Here is a 17,147-nt window from a genome sequence, read left to right as displayed (position 1 = left end):
GTAAGTGTCCGGTAAAGTCATCTGGCTTTTTCCACGTTTTCGTTTATGACGGCCTACCGACAGGAAGGTCATCGAATATGCCTATCGGGAAAGTTCACATGCCATTGCTACCATTCCAATTTCAAACAAGTCAGTTTTGAAAGGGATTTCACCGATTTCTTGGAAACCGAAACCCTCATAGAATCGCCGCGCATTTGAGTTGGTCTTGAGTACGTCAAGCCACAGCATGCGTTCTCCGCGCTCTCTCGCTCGGCTGCAAATGAAGTGCAGGAGTTGTTTCCCATATCCTCGTCCTGCTTCGGATTTGAGAAAGTAAATTTTTTGAAGCTCCGCACCCAATTCACCAGTTAAAGGCGCAGGCGTTGACCAGTTAACTTTGGAAAAGCCTACGACCCTATCGCTTTCGTCTGAAGCTATAAGCCACAAATGGCAAGCGGAGGATTCGAGTGATTTGCCGAGCGAGTTAGGGGAAAAGTCTTGATTAAGAAAGTCTTGCATGCCGGAGAGAGACCAGATGTCCGAAAAATGCTCTTGGTAGGTCTCACAGCCGATTTCACGTAGAACATCTAGGTCGGCTTTAGTAGCTTCACGAATATTAATCATATTTCTCACCGGTTTATTTGCATACACACGAGCATCAGGCCCCGCGTAAGTAGCTAGATCGGCTGCCACCTATGCGGCAGCAATTTGTCAATTTCACTTGCCCGCTGCGTCGGTAGACGCGTGAGAACGTTTTTCAAATAAGCATACGGATCATGCCCATTGACCCGCGCAGACTGGATCAAGCTCATGATCGCCGCCGCCCTTTTGCCGCTGCGCAGCGACCCAGCAAACAACCAGTTCGACCGCCCAAGCGCCCACGGCCGGATCAAGTTCTCGATCTGGTTGTTGTCGATGGGCACAGCACCATCCCCCAGGTAGCGCGTCAGCGCTAACCAGCGTTTAAGGCTGTAATCCAGGGCCTTGGCCGTAGCCGAGCCCTCTGGGACAAGTTCTCGTTGCGCCAGCATCCACTCATGCAGTTTTTCAGCAATGGGCACCGCCGTCTCCTGGCGTAGTCGCCAACGGTCTTCATCGCTCATTTCCTTGGCGTGTCGCTCGACTTCGTACAGCCCACCAATCGAGTGAAGCGCCTGCTCCGCCAATTGGCTTTTATTGGCTACATGCAAGTCAAAGAACTTACGGCGTGCATGGGCCATGCAGCCGATCTCGGTAATGCCCAGCTCAAAGCTGGCTTTGTAGCCGGCAAAGTCATCACAGACCAGCTTGCCGTTCCAGGTGCCCAAGAAATTACGCGCATGTTCGCCAGCACGGCTGGGGCTGAAGTCATAGACCACGGCCTTTAATGCCGAGAACGGCGTAGTGCTGTAGGCCCAGACATAAGCGCGGTGAGTTTTCCTCTCGCCGGGCGCCAGCATTTGTACCGGCGTTTCATCGGCGTGAACCACGCGCTGGGCCAGCACCACTTCGCGCAGCGCATCGACCAGGGGCTGGAGCTGCACTCCGGTTTGACCCACCCACTGCGCCAGTGTCGAGCGCGGTATGGCCAGGCCGGCACGGCCGAAGATCTTTTCCTGTCGATACAGCGGCAGATGGTCGGCGAACTTCGCCACCATCACATGCGCCAGCAGACCGGCAGTGGGGATGCCCTTGTCGATCACCTGCGCCGGTACCGGGGCCTGGATCAGTGTTTCGCACTGCCGGCAGGCCCATTTCCCGCGAACGTGCTGTTCGACGGTAAACACGCCCGGTGTGTAGTCCAGCTTTTCGCTGACGTCTTCACCGATGCGCTGAAGCTGGCAGCCGCACGCGCACTGGGTGTTGTCCGGCTCGTGATGGATCACAGTGCGTGGGAACTGCACTGGCAACGGCGCGCGCTTGGGTTGCTGGCGTGGCTCTGTCTGTGCAGGAGCGGGATGAAGAGCTTTTAACTCGGACTCGATGGCTTCGAGGTCGGTATTGAGCAGGTCGTCGAGCAAGCTGCCTTGCGCCGGGCTGATCTGCTCGCTGCGCTTGGCGAACTTGTGGCGTTTAAGGATGGCGATCTCGTGAGTGAGCTGCTCGATGATCGTTTCATCACGATGGATTTTTCGGCTCTGGGTGTCGACCTTGAACATCAACTGCGCAGCGAATGCACGCAGTTGGTCGGGAGTCATTTGATCGAGATTGGGCGAGGAAGTCATGCCGTGGATTTTACCAAAGCAGATCGCTTGCGGCAGTAGGTCAAGGCGCTAATTACAGCTTCTTAAAGCAGTGTGATTGCACCGCCTGCTCCAACGCGTTGCCAAGGTAGACCGAGCACCAATGCCTGAAGCTGTTCGGTATCCAACTGCATTTCGCTGTCTTGTCGAAGGCCAGGCCAATGAAATTTACCTTGGTTCAAGCGCCGTGCAGCTAGCCAAACGCCAATGCCGTCATGTACCAGCACTTTCATGCGGGTAGCGCGGCGATTGGCAAACAGATAAGCGCAGTGCGGCTTCGCCGCACCGAACACCGCGATCACCCTGGCCAACGCCGTTTCAGTTCCGGCGCGCATATCCATGGGCTCGGTGGCGAGCCAGATGGCATCGATGCGGATCATCGCAACAGGTCTCGCAGAAAGGTCGAGCAGGCAGCGGCGCTTTCAGTTGGCCAGTTCACTTTTACGGTACCGCGTGGGTGTGGGATTTCGAGGCAGATCATGGACGGAACGATGTCCGATCGTGGCGCTGACGACGGCAAGGCCACGGGGATAAAGGCAGGTTGCAGGATGGCAGTTCTCTGCGATTGCAGCCGAATCCATTTATGGACGAGGTTCGCGTTGAGACTGTGGCTCAGTGCGACGCTGGCAATCGACGCGCCGGGTTGGGCACACTCTTGAACGATTTGGGCCTTGAAGGATTTGGAGTAGGAACGGCGTTGTGGCTGCATGAAATACCCGCTTAGAAGGCTAGAACTGGTGCCCACTTAAATTTAAGTGCACACCATGTCTTGGCTTTGCGGGGCTGGGTAGATGACTTGGCCGGACGCTTACTCTCGGTTTTTTACCTGTACCGGTGAGCAGACACTGATGAACGACAGTGGGCGTAAGAGCGGTCAGCATAGCGTCAGCGATACTGCTTCGCTATCTGCGTTTGTAAATGCGCAGGAGGGTATGTGCGTGATTTGGCTGCAGCCTAGTGGCCACGCTATGTGCAGGCGAATTTATGAGCCTGACATAGCGGGGGTACGACCAACATATAACCTTCAGGATAAACGTGACCGCTTACGCATTGGGTTCGCACAAATGCGGCATGTCATACGATGGTGACAACGTAGAAAGTTTCGCCCAATAACGAGCCAATCCCGAAAGCACTCTAATGAGGGAACAGCCAACACAAGGCCTTATGAAGCGAGCCTTGCCTCATCCCACAGCGATTGAAAATTACTGACGCATGTACTGCGGTGTGCCAGCTTCAAGGACCGACATCAACTACAGCACCAGCCATCTCTGCGGGCGGCCACCTGCGCCGCCAAATCATACGTAATGCGTAAGCGGTAACGCAATGAAATTTGCTGTAATCTGCCCTTCAAATCATGGTCGATTGTGCCCACCAATGAAGACAAACCAGCCCCCTCCCAAGCCCAGCGCCGTCTCGATACGCCAGCAACGATATCGCGAACGGATGGAAGAGGCGGGCTTTCGGCGCGCAACGCTTTGGTTACACCAAAAGAGCGAGCAGCAAGGCTACGAAAGTGGCCATCGCGGCGAGAGACTTCTCCCTGTGCCGGAAGGCCTTGACCAACTCAGTTACTGCACTGGATGGCTCGTTGGCACTGGGGAGCAGCAGATGCCGATATTTTGTACGTGCTGCCAAAATCAGCTTGGCCAAGGCGTCGCCCGCGACTACTACGATCTTTTCACCATGCGACCGTATGAGTTGATCTGCGATGAGTGCGCTCCATTAATCGAGGCGGAAAAAAAATAGGCTGGTGACACGTCTGAACCAGCAACACGATGCCACCTCCCTTATCACTGTGCTTTGGAGGTGTTCTTTGAGTCAGAAAATTCGTATTTACGGCCTGTCGTTGACGCGGTGGCGTTTTGTTGTAGTCGCAGCCTGCTTTTTTGTATTTGCGCTAACTGCGGGTGGCGCTTGGCTCCCAATGGCCAGGGTCGATAGCAACCCGCTCGATTTGCTGTTCAGTGCCCAAGTGTTGTCATTCGTGTTACTGATCGGCGCCGCACTGTTTTCTTATGCCGGCGCGCTCAAAGCCCTGCCTGCCTGGGAGCGCGAAGTGGTGTTTTTCAACACGGCTGTACTCGGAAGCTATGCCGTAAATCAGTTGCTTCCGTTATTTCCAGGATGGAGCTGGTGACACACCCCAATCGCCCTGAAGCTGCAGACTCCTCATCATTAGGAGAGCCTGTATGTTCATTCAACCTCACAACTTTTCCAGCGATCTGGTGCTCGAGCTCGACAGGCAACTGACCCGCCTCGGCGCCGTCGCACACGTCGCAGTGAAGCACTTCGATACTCCGATCTTGGTCGCAATCGGTCAGGGCTTCCTTGCCCCCGTTTCTCTCCACCATCCAACCATCAGCTCGTTTGTCGAAGCTGAGCTAATTGCTGCCAGGCTCAACGCCTTGCAAGGGATTGGTGATCGTCAGCGTATTACGATTCTGCGGAGCATGGCTGGTGCAGCGGGCCACTGATGTCGTGGCTTGAAAGATGGGGGAGCTTACTCGAAGGCAAATGCTGAGTCTGAGATCCGCATCGAGCAAGCCAAATACATATGCCTTCTCTGAGCGCCAAGACAACCGATCATAGGGCGATAGGGAAAATGGAAAGGAGTTTAAAGGTATGAACCCAATTAAAGGCTACTGCAACTATATGATGCGCGTAGGACGCATGAATGAACGTATGACACGTAAAGAGTTTTGGCCGCCCTTTATCTTCAATTGGGGGATGCTGTACGTGCTTGATAAGGTGCTCAAGCCGTTGGCCGCTAATGGTGGCAGCTTGCTGTTAAACGTCGTGTGTTTTGTGCTGATGTTCTACATCTTTGGCCCAATGATTCAGCGTGTGAACGACGCGTATTTGCGCAAAAGATTCCTCTTTGTACTCATTGTGCCCTACGTCGGCCCGGCGATTGTTTTGCTTATGCTTCTCCGGAAGAGCCACCCGGAGACTACTGAATACGGACCATGCCGTGATTAATTACCCCTCTATACCGGACCACATTGTGGACGGCGCGGTAGCTTACTAGCTTGTGGTCAACCCGACGAAAAATTTGAGAAATGCTGATGAGATAGCATCTGCACGAAGGTGTCGAGAGAGAGACCCTCGCTCCTTTCACAGGCTCGAAGGGCAGGCCACAGTCAAGGCAAATATTGGGGGCGTACATAGGAAGCTCCGCATAGGTTGAGCCCCGGATATTGATGTCACGACCTAAATTTTTGCAGCGCAATCTACCCTCTAGGCATGCAGTTGTAGTACTGGTCACGCGCAACAATGTGGCGGCCGTTCCTCTCAATTCCCAAATACCATTTGTTGCCCTTAACCGTTGCCGGTTGAGAACCCTTCACCTCAAGAAACCCCATTGAGATGTCATGTTCCAGGACGATGAAGTCGCCGACTATGAGCTCGCAAGCCGGGTGGCGCTCCACCAGTTGTGAATCCCCGCCCTCATTCGCCAAGTGAATCCAAACCGGTTTATGGCAGGTGTTGCAGCGCCAAGTGCGGCGATCCAGATCCTCATGCCGATCCATGTCGGTCACTTCACAAGTCCTGCAGTCGTAGCGCTGATCAAATCCGGTGCTGATTCCTAACGGCACGAGGGGGCTCCTTTAATTCGTGATAACGGTTCCATCGTGCGTTAACCATTGCCGAAAGGCAAATCGCCATCATTCAATCTATCGCAGATCGTTGTAGGTCAGACTGAGAGGAATTTAGAGTTAGCGGTGTTACCTCCCCCTAAGGGCAAGGTTGGCAGTTCGAACCTGCCTTGTGACACCATACAAATCAAGGGTCTAGGTATTTATCATGTGGTTATACTTCCAACCATGGGTGCACCACGGGTGCAATTCTGATGTGATGTAGCCCCCAGTAGGCGTTAGCTCTAGCGAAGATTCTTGTATCTCTTCACAATAGAAGAATGACTGCCCCGCGCTAACTGCGCGTTGCCGTTTAGAGTGTTAAGGAGGCTCGGGGGGCGGATGATCAATCTGCTTGCTCCGTCTTAGATCTTATCGTATAGGAAGAGAGTCATGTTTCTCCATAAAATGGAAGATAGCCGGGTTGATTGCCTGTCAATGTTAACCAGCATGCCTGCTGTTCAATACCTTGAGATGATCGAAGACGTCTACGCTGATAAAGGAAAAATCGACGGTCAGCGAGGTGCGCTCAAAACCAAAACGGCGATGACAATCCGCAATAGAATGGTTGATGATATCAAGCAAGGAGCTATATTGCCTCCGATAGTTCTAGGGGTACGGGCAAATGACCAGCATATGCGGGCCATACGCGAGCTGGATTCCTCCGAAAAACTTTTTGAATATCTTAAGAAGCTCGATAAAGGAAATATTTCCATTATCGATGGCATGCAGCGAACCACGGCTATATTGGATGCGCAAAGAGAAGGCGGCATTCCCCAAGACAGCGAATTGCGAATTGAGTTTTGGATAACCAGAAATTTAAACTCTCTTATCTATCGGATGCTTGTTCTTAATACCGGGCAGGTCCCTTGGGATATCGGTCGTCAGCTAGAAACAATTTATGGTCAACTATTGCTACAGATCAAACAGTCTCTTGGCGATGAAGTAACCATATTTCTTGCGGATAGCAAGAAAAGGCGAGCACAACCAGGCCAGTATCAAAGCAAAAATGTTGTGGAGCTTTTTCTGCTGTTCTCATCTCGTAAGAGTGAGATAGAAATTAAAGATAGAATATCTGAAGACTTTGTTCGGCTCGATGCGATTGAGGCAACGGCCAATGATGAAGTTCTGGATTACTTCATTGCGACAATTTCGTTAATGAGTCGACTTGATCGGGAGTTTTCTCGGATAGCTCCCGCGCAAGGGGCGAAAGATGAAGATGTAGATCGAATCAATAACGGGAAAGATATTTTCAAAAGCTTTCCTGCAATGGCGGGTTTTTGTTCCGCATGTGCCATCGCCATTTTAGATGAGCCGGGCTTTCCTATTGATCGACAACTGGCTGCGACGCGTCAAAAAGATGTAGAGGTCGCCATAACTAATGTGTGTGATCGAATGGCTGATATGACGATAGAGCAGCTCAAGGAGTTTCTGCAGATCGAACTTTTGAACGAAAAGTTAAAGCAAAGGAGCAGTCAGGTCGGCCGCTTTGAGAGAGAGTTTTACCGGAAGGCTTTTGCTTCTTTGATCAGAAACTATGCGCGCCTTGAGACTCTAGAGCCCTGCTGGATGGCTCATTAATGGCACACGTGACGGTTCAAGACGGGGTTAAAGCGTCTTTTTACGAAATACTCTCGGCAGCAAATCGACCCAGCCCCGATGCTTCATTGACGACGGCTGTACTATCGCCAGAAATCCGGGCCGAGCAATTTTCTCGGTTCGCTAGCCTCAGGACCTGTATCCCACAAAAGCTTCAGCTTCATGGTGCTGGCTACATTATTCGTTTCGCATGTGACGGCTATCATTATCTTGCCATAAATACTGAGGGTATGACAGTTTCGGAAAAGGGAACCCTGAGTGAGTATTTTGCAACTAAGGGGCTCTACGATCATGCTATCGAAGAATGTTTTTTTCTCTATTTGAGATTTCATCTAGGCAGATTGTACCGACTCAAAGCTGAGCGAAGAGAAGCACAGGCGGCTGCTGATATTCTTGACATATCAAAAGAGCAAGGCTATAGCGGTCACGAGATATCTGATCTTATCTCATATCACGAAGAGGTTCAGTGCTATAAGCTTGATATGGATAGCAATTATAATTCAGAAAATATATGGTCAATAGCAGCAAGCCTGGCCGCAAACATACCGATTCTTAGAACCTCGCTCATGGTTGATGACGTAGCGCGCAACGTCGAAAGGGTATCGCTCTTGGCGCCACATCTTGCTGAAAACGCGTATACGGCACTGACGTCAATTCACTGGAAATATATTTTTTTCGAGCTCTACAAGTGTTTGGAAGGGATGTTTTTTTTGTCTTGGGGCCTCAAAGCAAAGCAGGTCCTAAAATTAAGCACTGCACTTGAGGCTCACAAGATTATTCGCGAAGTTACTTCGTTCAAAGAGCAAGAGAAGACTTCGATTGAAGGGCTTTTTGAACTGTTAACTGATGAGCTGCTCCAGCAAGTTTTGGGCTATGACGTCGAAAGCTTTAAAAATTTCCCAGCTGAAGTCACCAAGCCTCAGGTTGGACGTCGCATCTACAAAATTCGGAACCAACTCATTCATCAAGAAGATTACGAAGATCGCGAGGCTCTTGACCTCGAAAACGAGAATTGGGCTGATCTTATAATGGCTATGTGTGATATCGTTTGTGAGCTTTTTGCAAGCTTTAAAGCTGAAATCCAAGACGCTAAAGTATGATTGTCTCGATACCAAGTTGCGATATCGAAGCGCTAGGTTTGTAAGCTATATGAACGCATCGGGCAGTTTGGTGGTGCCTTTAACCTCAACACCGTAGTCGTTGAGCAGTCAGCGTGCCGAGCGGTGGCACGGATGCCCAGTCCGGCCTTTAGCAGTTCCTTGACCCGTTTGTGCAGATCGGCGTCGACCGGGCGCCCCTGATACTTGCCCTCGACCTTCGCCTTCTCGATGCCTTGGGCTTGGCGCTCGCGGCGCTGCTCGTAATCCTTCCGTGCGATCGCGGCCATCATTTCCACCAGCATCGAGATGATCGCATCGAGTATCCGGCCGGTAAACTCGTCGCCCTTGGTATCCTGCATTCCTTGGTGGCTGGTGGCTGGTGGACAGATCGAGGGCGACGATGCGCAACCCCTTCGAGTCGATGGCAGCCTTTAGCTTCTGCCGGTCGTCCACGGGCAGGCGCGAGAGACGGTCGATGGATTCCACCAGCAGCACGTCACTCTTTCACGCGCCCATGAGAAGTCGCAACAGTTCAGGCCGATCTGCCGTGGCGCCGCTAGCGTTCTCCAGGTACACGCTGGCGATGACCTTATTGTGATCGCTGGCGAACTGCTCGAGCGATGCACGGGCCCGGCCGGCGTTCTGCTCGTCAGTTGATGCTCGAAGGTATGCGCGAATGAACATGATGGGCGTCCGTATCAGTTTAGGTGTTTCACTAACGCGGTCCCATTATGGGTGTCACTTATCAAGCGAAATACGTAAAAAAGCTTGAATCTGCATGTATCAGCTCAGGCATACTTATTTAGTACCCACACAGAAATTTAGAAAGGTATAAGTGATTTATTGGGCCAAAGTCCTCCCATTCGCCACCTGATAAGACTACCAAATTCAGCCTACAACCATGCTTCGCACAGCGTTTCCGCTTGATTGAGTATTAACTGGGCCGCTTCCTCAGCTTGATCCGGCGGATACTTGTACTTGCGCAGAATCCGCCGGACCAGGATACGCAATTTGGCTCGCACGCTTTCACGGCTGCTCCAATCGACACTGACGTTGGCCCGCAGACTGGCCGTCAGCTCGTGGGCAATTTTGGCCAGGATCTCGTCGCCCAGCTCGCGCACCGAAGCCTCGTTGTTGGCCAAGGCATCGTAAAACGCCAGTTCATCGTCGTTTAGCCCCAGCGCATCGCCACGCCGGCTAGCGGCGGCGAATTTTTTGGCCATTTCGATCAACTCTTCAATGACTTGGGCGGTTTCGATCGATCGGTTTTGGTAGCGTTTGATCACATTGGCCAGCAGCTCGGAGAACTTCTTCTCCTGGGCCAGGTTGGTGCTGTAACGGCTCTTGATCTCGCCTTCGAGCAAGCGCTCCAACAACTCGACCGCCAGGTTCTTCTCGGGAAGGTTGCGAACCTCAGCGAGAAACGCGTCGTCGAGTAGGCCGATATTAGGCTTATCCAGGCCCACGGCCTGGAAAATGTCCACCACTTCGCCGGAAACTACGGCATTGCCGATGATCTGTCGGATGGCCAGCTCGCGCTCTTCGTCGGTCTTTTTCTGCTGGCTGACTTCACGTTTAATCAAGATCACCTTGATAGCCTGGAAGAACGCCACTTCCTCGCGGACGGCTTTGGCTTCATCCAAGGTGCAGCACAGGGTGAAGGCCTTGCTCATGGCCAGTGCGGTGTCGGCAAAACGTTTCTTGCCATCTTCCAGGCCCAACACATGGTTGGCGGCTCCGGCCAATAGTTTGTGGCCGCCTGTGAGGAACTCGCTGCAATCGAAGCCATGCAGCAGACTGCGCAGGACGTCGAGCTTCTCCTCCAGCACCGCATAAGCTTCATGGGCATCCACGGTCGGTCGACCTTTGCCCTTGCTGCCGGTGTACTCCTTGAGCGCGGCTTTTAGCTCATTGGCGATGCCGATATAGTCCACCACTAGACCGCCTTGCTTGTCCTTGAACACGCGGTTAACCCGGGCAATGGCCTGCATCAGGTTGTGGCCCTTCATGGGCTTGTCCACGTACAAGGTGTGAACGCAGGGCGCATCGAAGCCGGTCAGCCACATGTCCCGGACGATTACCAGCTTGAGCGGATCGAGTGGATCCTTGAAGCGCTTTTCCAGGCGCTTTTTGAGCTGGCCAGAATAGATGTGCGGCCGCAGCAAAGCTTTGTCCGAGGCGCTGCCGGTCATGACGATCTTGATCGCGCCTTTCTCCGGATCTTCGTCGTGCCACTCCGGGCGCAAGGCGACGATCTCGTTGTACAGGTGCACACAGATCTCGCGACTCATGGCCACCACCATGGCCTTGCCGGGCATCTGGCCCATGCTCATTAGACCCTGGTTGCGCTCCTCGAAGTGCGTGACCAGATCCGCCGCCACGCTATGAATCCGCGGTTCGGCCCCAACCACTTTTTCCAGGGCGGCCCAACGGCTTTTCAGGCGCGACTGCTGGTCGTCCTCTTCATCTTCGGCCAATTCATCGACCTGATCGTCGATCGCGGGGAGCTCGCTGTCTTTCAAGGACAATTTGGCGAGACGCGATTCGTAGTAGATGGCTACGGTCGCACCGTCTTCGGTGGCCTGCTGCATGTCGTAGACGTGAATGTATTCACCGAACACCGAACGGGTGTCGCGGTCTTCGCTGGACACCGGGGTGCCGGTAAAGGCCACGAAGGTGGCGTTCGGCAGTGCATCACGCAGGTGCTGAGCATAGCCCACCTGGTAACGGGTCTGGCTCTCGCCGGTCTGTGCCCCCTCCGAGGTTTTCAGCTCAGCGCCAAAGCCGTACTGGGTGCGGTGCGCTTCGTCGGCGATGACCACGATGTTCGAGCGCTCAGACAATACCGGGAAGGTGTCTTCGTCCACCCCCGGCATGAACTTCTGGATTGTGGCGAAGACAATGCCGCCACTCGGCCGGTTGGCCAACTTGCTGCGCAAGTCACCGCGGGTCTCCACCTGGACCGGCTGCTCGCGCAGCATATCTTGGGACAGCGAGAACACCCCGAATAACTGGCCGTCCAGGTCGTTACGATCGGTGATGACCACAATGGTCGGGTTCTCCATCGCCGCTTCCTGCATCACCCGAGCGGCGAAGCAAGTCATGGTGATACTCTTGCCCGAGCCTTGGGTGTGCCAGACCACTCCACCTTTATGGCTGCCGCCGGGACGTGAGGCGCTGACCACCTGACCAATGGCGGCGCGCACGGCGTGGAACTGGTGATAGCCGGCAATCTTCTTCAACAGCCGACCGTCATCCTCAAACAGGACGAAGTAGCGCACGTAATCGAGCAGCATCGGCGGCGCCAGAGCACCGCGCACAAGGGTTTCCAGCTCGTTGAATTGACCCAGTGGGTCGAGATCCTGGCCGTCGATGGTGCGCCAGTTCATGAAGCGTTCGGCATCGGCCGACAACGAGCCCATGCGCGCTTCGCTGCCATCGGAGATCACCAGGATTTCGTTGTACTGGAACAGATCAGGGATCTGCTCCTTGTAGGTCTGGATCTGGTCGAAAGCTTTACTCAGGTCAGCCTTCACATCGGCGGGGTTTTTTAGCTCCAGCAACACCAGGGGCAGGCCGTTGACGAACAGGAGGATGTCCGGCCGCCGGGTGTGTCTCGGCCCTTGGATGCTGAACTGATTGATGGCCACCCAGTCATTGGCTTTCACCTCGACCCAGTCGATGAGGCGGACGAAATCGCCGCGGGTCTCACCGTCTTTTTGGTACTGCACCGGTACGCCGCTGACCAATAGGCGATGGAACAGGCGGTTGGCCGACAGCTGTACTGGCAGACCCAGTTCGAGCACCTGCTTGAGTGCATCTTCGCGCGCGGCCAGCGGCACTTTGGGATTGAGCTTGGCTATGGCGCTGCGCAAGCGCTCGACTAGGATCACCTGACGATAGTTATCACGCTCAGGACTCTCGCCGTCATAGGCGATAGTCGGACCGTACAGGTGGGTGTAGCCCACCTCTTCCAGCCAACCGAGGGTTTCCTGTTCCAGTTGGTCTTCAGTCATTCCATTTCACTTCCAGTGTCTAGTTCCCCGGCCAGCTCCGCCTCGATCTCGGCACTGCTCGGCTGGTTGCGGCCCAAGCTTTCGGGAAAATCGCGCAGGAGTTGGTATTCGGCGACGCCGATAGGTTTATCGATATCCGACAGAGCGTACTCGGCCAACCATTCCTCATGGGTTGGGACTTTGCTAATAATAAAGCTTCTGTCTTCGGCACTGAGCATAAATAGGCAACCCAATCCTAGTGAGGTTCGTGGGCAATATTCACGAGTCCGGCCCTGTTGAGGTAAGGCATTTGGTTATGCAATCTGCTGACTCAATAGATGGCCCGTCAGCCGCAACCCTATACTCACACACCAATTTCTTCGATCTGCTCCTCAGCTTTTGGCAGGCGCAGCTGGCCAGAAATCAAACGCGGCAGCAAGGTGTCGCGGAGCCGGGTCAGGGTTTGAGCTTGCTCAGTGTTATGTCTCAGGCTCGCGTAAAGCGGCTTCAGCAACTCGCCAAATGCCAAAGCGATCTCGCTTGAAGGCATCAGGAAGTTAATTCGCCACATATTCGACTGACTTAATTTGGCCTGAACAGCTCCAGTGATGAACGGAGTGATATTTGTTTGCTTAAGCGAAAGCATCAAATGTTCAGTACTGACACCATTTTTTCCTTGAAGAACATGAGCATGGTTATTTACCCATAACCGCCCCCAAACATATTGGGTAATGGGATATCCCAAAGGGTCAGCTACTGATCCGTCCTCACCGCTTAACAGATAGATACCGTCAAAAATGTAACCGTCAACCCAGTCCATCAACGCTGCAGCACCATAATAGGGATAGTTTCCCTTCCGTTTAGCACGTTCTTGCCCAGCCAAAGGGACTCTCTGAGAGTCAAAAATTGAGGTAACTTCTTTTAAGCTTACATAGCTCCACCCCTTCGGTACCAAACCCAACGCGGACTCCTCGAAACTGTCGGGAAACAGCGCCGCAGTGGCCGCGTCCATGCCTACTGGATCAAGCCCTTCCGCCCGGGCACGCACCGCGTCGAAATCGACGAACCAGGATTTGAATAGCGCTTGAGCGATAGCTTCCAAGGTAGCATTGGTTTCGCGCAGCAAGGTGATGCGGTCTTCTATGGAACCCAGAAAAGCTGAAACCTTCATTTGCTCGCCGACTGGAGGCAAATCAATTTCTAACGAGTCTGCGAATTTCGTAAACTGAAAACGAGCAATACCAGTGTGCTGAACCTGATAGTTTTCAATCACACCGCTGAGATACAAGCTCTGCAGATGCCAATAAACGAATTCTGGGTCAGCGCGTGTGGCGTCTATACGTAAAAAACGAGCAAATGATGCGCAAGTTATCGGCAGCACACTTCGTTCAAAAAGAGCGGGGCGTAAAAATGTCGTTTTCCCCGTCGGCTTGCCCTTACTTCCCCCAGCCGTTTCAATGAGGATATCGAACGGCTGAAGGGTTTTCCGGCCTGCGGCCTTACCAGCAATATGCCTAACCGGAACCCCTTCGAGACGGCTTCTCTTTGCCGTATCAAAGTCGGTCCCGCGAATAACAGCCATTTCAACGCTATCGTCAAAGGGCTCAGCCTGCCCCCACTCTCCGTCCTTCGTTTCAACAAACAAATTTCGCAGCAGAATTGAACTAGAACTCATATCCCAGCCCTCCCAATTTCTGGCGGATCAACTGATCGAGTTCCACACCCTTGGCCAACTGCTCGCCAAGCAGAGCAGTGAGGTTCTGCATCTTGTCAGCAAAGGCTTCATCGTCATCCTCGACGGCCTCGGCCCCGACATAGCGGCCCGGGGTCAACACATGACCGTGCTCGGCGATTTCCGCCAGTTTCACGCTGCGGCAGAAACCGGCCACATCGGCGTACTCCTCGATCTCGCCGCCGACATCCAGCGGCTCGCCGCGCCAGTTGGCCACGGTCTGGGCGATACGTTCGATGTCGCTATCCAACAGTTCGATCTGCACCCGACTGACGTTAGTACCGAGCTTGCGCGCGTCGATAAACAACACTTCACCGGGGCGGGCGACTTTCTGCTTGACCAGAAACCACAGACAGGCCGGGATCTGGGTGTTGAAGAACAACTGGCCGGGCAGCGCGACCATAACTTCGACCACGTCGGCCTCGACCATGGCGCGGCGGATGTCACCCTCACTGTTCTGACTGGAGCTCATCGAGCCGTTGGCCAGGACAATGCCGGCACGGCCGCTGGACTTGAGGTGAAACAGCATGTGCTGCAGCCAGGCATAGTTGGCATTGCCTTGCGGCGGCGTGCCGTAGACCCAGCGCGGATCACCTTCAAGGCTGCCGTGCCACCAGTCACTGACGTTGAACGGCGGGTTGGCCAAAACAAAATCGGCGCGCAAATCGCTGTGCTGATTGCGGATAAAGGTGTCCGCCGGCTCACGGCCGAGGTTGAAGTCGATACCCCGAATGGCGAGGTTCATCGCCGCCAGGCGCCAGGTGGTCGGGTTGGACTCCTGGCCATAGATCGAGACATCACCGAGCTTGCCGCCGTGGGCCTCGATGAATTTTTCCGACTGCACAAACATGCCGCCGGAACCGCAGCAAGGGTCGTAGACCTTGCCATGGTGCGGATTGAGCACTGCGACCAAGGTCTTGACGATGCTGGCTGGGGTGTAGAACTGTCCGCCCTTCTTGCCTTCCGCACTGGCGAACTGGCCGAGGAAGTACTCATAGACTTGGCCGAGCAGGTCGCGGGCCTGGTGGGCGTCACCACCGAAGCCAATGATGGAAATCATATCGACCAGTTCGCCGAGCTTGCCGTCGGGGAGCTGAGCGCGGGCATAGCGTTTGTCGAGGATGTTTTTCAGTGGCGGGTTTTCCGCTTCGATCGCGGCCAGGGCTTCGTCAATGCGTTTTCCGATGTCGACTTGCTTGGCGTTGGCACGGATGGACTCCCAGCGCGCCACTTCCGGTACCCAGAATACGTTGACCTCTTTGTAGTAGTCGCGCTCTTCCAGCTCGCAGGCCAAGAGCCCGGGATCGTCGCTGCCCAGGTAGTAGTCGTCACTGGCTTCGACAAACCTCCGCTCCAACTCGGTGCGGCGGCCGGCGAAGCTGTCGGAAATGTACTTAAGGAAAATCAGGCCGAGAACGATGTGTTTGTACTCGGCGGCATCCATGTTGGCACGCAGCTTGTCCGCCGTAGCCCACAAGGTTTTTTCCAAGTCTTGCAGGGTACTGCTGGTGGAGTTGACTGCGGCCTTGCGCCCGGGCTTCTTTTTCGCCAGCTCAGGTTCGGCAGCGATAGCGCTTTCGCCGCGTTCGTTGGGTGCAAAACGGGCGCGGGCATGATTAAGTGCCTGCTCAGCCAGACTGCTGGCAGCCTGTTCGGCACCCTTTGGATCCGTCATAAATGATTCCCTACATTCGGCGCCGATGAATGACGCGGTAAACAATGGACACCTGGCCATCGAGGCCTGGGCAAAGATGTGTCGCATGATAGCGCGCTTACCTACGATCGTCTGGGCATGTGGGCCAAACGGGGCATAGATTCCATCGGAGGAAATCTCTATGCCTTTCATCCCGCGTAGCGGTCTGAACAGCGGGGTTTTTACCTGTCCGAGATAATGGCCGCAAGACCAAAAGGACATGGTTTTTTTGGGGAGGGAAGGGAGATGTGCTAACACCAAAAAAAAGACGCGCGCACGATTGATTTTCCCCTCAAAATTTGAGACGATTTTTCGTGAGCGCGCAATACAGACAATTTATCACAATCTTAAACTAGCACTTAAAGATTATGCATAAATTGACAAATTGTCAATACAGCAAACACCTTGCTCGACTGCTGGCGCTAAGCGGTGTCATTTCGACGCCCTCCCTATGGAGCTAAACATCACCAATGGGGGTAAGCACGCAATATAAGGTCCAAAAGTGGAGACTATCATCAACAACGCAAGCCCGGAGCTGGTGGAGGCCATCGTCGGCGTCCTGAAAGCAGTCTACTGGATGCTTCTCATCATCAAGCAGCTGTCCTAAAAACAGAGCCCCCCCTTCGCTAGATAAATCGGAGGGAGGGCCTTTATTAGCTACCAGCCGCATAGCCAAAAAAGAGTACAGCAGCGGTACAGTGCTCAGCTTCGCCTATCTGGCTAAAACTAGCTAAACCTACATGTAATCAACTTGTTAAGGCTATTGTACCCTTCTCCTCCCTGGCCTAGACTTTACTCACCTCGGTGCATCAGTCGGCGACTCATAATCCTTTGGTCCACGGTTCAAGTCCGTGTGGGCCCACCAAACAAGAAAGCCGCGCATTGCGCGGCTTTTTCGTGTCCGGGCGTTTTTATCGCTCAACGGGCAAAGCTCTCGATCGTTATCGCTTGCTGCGTTTAATTTCGTTTACTTAAGGTGTCGCAATATCGGATGACGCCGTAGGACCTTGTAGGCAAACTCCGAATCTTGCGTTTGGGCACTTTGCCGTCTTGTTGCGCTTTTCTTCGACGGGATACTCTCCGGCCGTCGCTGATCATTCAGCGATCGGGTGTGGTAACCCGGAGAAACCAGCGCAACAGCGCCTCCCATCCTGAACACAAGCATTTATGCCTGCGATCTTCAGTTATGGCG

Annotated in this window: 15 protein-coding genes and 1 pseudogene; 5 read left to right on the top strand and 11 right to left on the bottom strand. The window is 53.8% G+C overall.

The annotated features are described in order from the left end of the window. Window positions 1–81: 81 nt before the first annotated feature. From JQF37_RS26970 to JQF37_RS26950, 5 genes are all read right to left on the bottom strand, one after another. Window positions 82–603, bottom strand: coding sequence for an N-acetyltransferase (locus tag JQF37_RS26970; protein ID WP_065896669.1), 522 nt, complete (start codon window positions 601–603; stop codon window positions 82–84). A 53-nt stretch (window positions 604–656) separates the two neighbouring features. Next, entirely contained in the window at window positions 657–2,183 is a 1,527-nt protein-coding gene (locus JQF37_RS26965) for an IS66 family transposase (RefSeq protein ID WP_130211635.1), read from the bottom strand. A gap of 62 nt (window positions 2,184–2,245) precedes the next feature. Continuing rightward, window positions 2,246–2,581 (bottom strand): IS66 family insertion sequence element accessory protein TnpB, encoded by a 336-nt coding sequence (gene tnpB, locus JQF37_RS31560; protein ID WP_130211636.1) that lies wholly within the window; start codon window positions 2,579–2,581, stop codon window positions 2,246–2,248. Next, on the bottom strand, window positions 2,578–2,910 hold the full coding sequence (locus JQF37_RS26955) for a transposase (protein ID WP_130211637.1): 333 nt from the start codon (window positions 2,908–2,910) through the stop codon (window positions 2,578–2,580). Before JQF37_RS26955 ends, tnpB begins: the two co-directional genes overlap by 4 nt. Before the next feature lie 770 nt (window positions 2,911–3,680). Next, on the bottom strand, window positions 3,681–3,851 hold the full coding sequence (locus JQF37_RS26950) for a hypothetical protein (protein ID WP_204149865.1): 171 nt from the start codon (window positions 3,849–3,851) through the stop codon (window positions 3,681–3,683). Between the two features lie 163 nt (window positions 3,852–4,014). Between JQF37_RS26950 and JQF37_RS26945 the strand changes: the two genes are divergently transcribed. The 3 genes from JQF37_RS26945 (at window position 4,015) to JQF37_RS26935 (ending at window position 5,180) form a co-directional block, all read left to right on the top strand. Next, on the top strand, window positions 4,015–4,338 hold the full coding sequence (locus tag JQF37_RS26945; RefSeq protein WP_204149864.1) for a hypothetical protein: 324 nt from the start codon (window positions 4,015–4,017) through the stop codon (window positions 4,336–4,338). Between the two features lie 52 nt (window positions 4,339–4,390). Then, on the top strand, window positions 4,391–4,675 hold the full coding sequence (locus tag JQF37_RS26940; protein ID WP_204149863.1) for a hypothetical protein: 285 nt from the start codon (window positions 4,391–4,393) through the stop codon (window positions 4,673–4,675). 148 nt (window positions 4,676–4,823) lie between these two features. Continuing rightward, entirely contained in the window at window positions 4,824–5,180 is a 357-nt protein-coding gene (locus tag JQF37_RS26935) for a DUF805 domain-containing protein (RefSeq protein ID WP_204149862.1), read from the top strand. A 251-nt stretch (window positions 5,181–5,431) separates the two neighbouring features. Here the strand turns inward: JQF37_RS26935 and JQF37_RS26930 are convergent, their stop codons facing one another. Continuing rightward, the gene (locus JQF37_RS26930; RefSeq protein WP_204149861.1) at window positions 5,432–5,797 is read right to left on the bottom strand and encodes a hypothetical protein; all 366 of its coding nucleotides are present in this window, start codon (window positions 5,795–5,797) and stop codon (window positions 5,432–5,434) included. 432 nt (window positions 5,798–6,229) lie between these two features. Here JQF37_RS26930 and JQF37_RS26925 point away from each other — a divergent pair, with 432 nt between their 5' ends. Beyond that, on the top strand, window positions 6,230–7,417 hold the full coding sequence (locus JQF37_RS26925; RefSeq protein WP_204149860.1) for a hypothetical protein: 1,188 nt from the start codon (window positions 6,230–6,232) through the stop codon (window positions 7,415–7,417). After that, the gene (locus tag JQF37_RS26920; protein ID WP_204149859.1) at window positions 7,417–8,535 is read left to right on the top strand and encodes a hypothetical protein; all 1,119 of its coding nucleotides are present in this window, start codon (window positions 7,417–7,419) and stop codon (window positions 8,533–8,535) included. The genes JQF37_RS26925 and JQF37_RS26920 overlap by 1 nt, the downstream gene beginning before the upstream one ends. A 32-nt stretch (window positions 8,536–8,567) precedes the next feature. Here JQF37_RS26920 and JQF37_RS26915 read toward each other — a convergent pair. The 5 genes and pseudogenes from JQF37_RS26915 to JQF37_RS26895 all read right to left on the bottom strand — a co-directional run bounded on the left by JQF37_RS26915 (window position 8,568) and on the right by JQF37_RS26895 (window position 15,937). Further along, window positions 8,568–9,219: pseudogene (locus JQF37_RS26915) on the bottom strand (recombinase family protein). Between the two features lie 209 nt (window positions 9,220–9,428). Beyond that, window positions 9,429–12,551 (bottom strand): type I restriction endonuclease subunit R, encoded by a 3,123-nt coding sequence (locus tag JQF37_RS26910; protein ID WP_204149858.1) that lies wholly within the window; start codon window positions 12,549–12,551, stop codon window positions 9,429–9,431. Then, window positions 12,548–12,769 carry a hypothetical protein gene (locus tag JQF37_RS26905; RefSeq protein ID WP_239142538.1) on the bottom strand — a complete coding sequence of 74 codons (222 nt, stop codon included), beginning with the start codon at window positions 12,767–12,769 and terminating at the stop codon, window positions 12,548–12,550. The genes JQF37_RS26910 and JQF37_RS26905 overlap by 4 nt, the downstream gene beginning before the upstream one ends. Before the next feature lie 125 nt (window positions 12,770–12,894). Then, complete coding sequence (locus JQF37_RS31555) at window positions 12,895–14,205, bottom strand: restriction endonuclease subunit S (RefSeq protein WP_239142537.1); 1,311 nt, start codon at window positions 14,203–14,205, stop codon at window positions 12,895–12,897. Next, window positions 14,195–15,937 (bottom strand): class I SAM-dependent DNA methyltransferase, encoded by a 1,743-nt coding sequence (locus tag JQF37_RS26895; protein WP_204149857.1) that lies wholly within the window; start codon window positions 15,935–15,937, stop codon window positions 14,195–14,197. Before JQF37_RS26895 ends, JQF37_RS31555 begins: the two co-directional genes overlap by 11 nt. Window positions 15,938–17,147 lie beyond the last annotated feature (1,210 nt).

It is taken from the genome of Pseudomonas sp. MIL9, from assembly GCF_016887925.1.
Taxonomy (GTDB): domain Bacteria; phylum Pseudomonadota; class Gammaproteobacteria; order Pseudomonadales; family Pseudomonadaceae; genus Aquipseudomonas; species Aquipseudomonas mohnii.
This window is presented reverse-complemented; position numbering and strand designations above follow the sequence as displayed.

Coding starts and splice junctions, on each gene's coding strand:
- JQF37_RS26935 (WP_204149862.1), top strand. CDS start 4,824: ATGAACCCAATTAAAGGCTACTGCAACTATATGATGCGCGTAGGACGC.
- JQF37_RS26910 (WP_204149858.1), bottom strand. CDS start 12,551: ATGACTGAAGACCAACTGGAACAGGAAACCCTCGGTTGGCTGGAAGAG.
- JQF37_RS26895 (WP_204149857.1), bottom strand. CDS start 15,937: ATGACGGATCCAAAGGGTGCCGAACAGGCTGCCAGCAGTCTGGCTGAG.
- JQF37_RS26940 (WP_204149863.1), top strand. CDS start 4,391: ATGTTCATTCAACCTCACAACTTTTCCAGCGATCTGGTGCTCGAGCTC.
- JQF37_RS26925 (WP_204149860.1), top strand. CDS start 6,230: ATGTTTCTCCATAAAATGGAAGATAGCCGGGTTGATTGCCTGTCAATG.
- tnpB (WP_130211636.1), bottom strand. CDS start 2,581: ATGATCCGCATCGATGCCATCTGGCTCGCCACCGAGCCCATGGATATG.
- JQF37_RS26965 (WP_130211635.1), bottom strand. CDS start 2,183: ATGACTTCCTCGCCCAATCTCGATCAAATGACTCCCGACCAACTGCGT.
- JQF37_RS31555 (WP_239142537.1), bottom strand. CDS start 14,205: ATGAGTTCTAGTTCAATTCTGCTGCGAAATTTGTTTGTTGAAACGAAG.
- JQF37_RS26955 (WP_130211637.1), bottom strand. CDS start 2,910: ATGCAGCCACAACGCCGTTCCTACTCCAAATCCTTCAAGGCCCAAATC.
- JQF37_RS26905 (WP_239142538.1), bottom strand. CDS start 12,769: ATGCTCAGTGCCGAAGACAGAAGCTTTATTATTAGCAAAGTCCCAACC.
- JQF37_RS26920 (WP_204149859.1), top strand. CDS start 7,417: ATGGCACACGTGACGGTTCAAGACGGGGTTAAAGCGTCTTTTTACGAA.
- JQF37_RS26970 (WP_065896669.1), bottom strand. CDS start 603: ATGATTAATATTCGTGAAGCTACTAAAGCCGACCTAGATGTTCTACGT.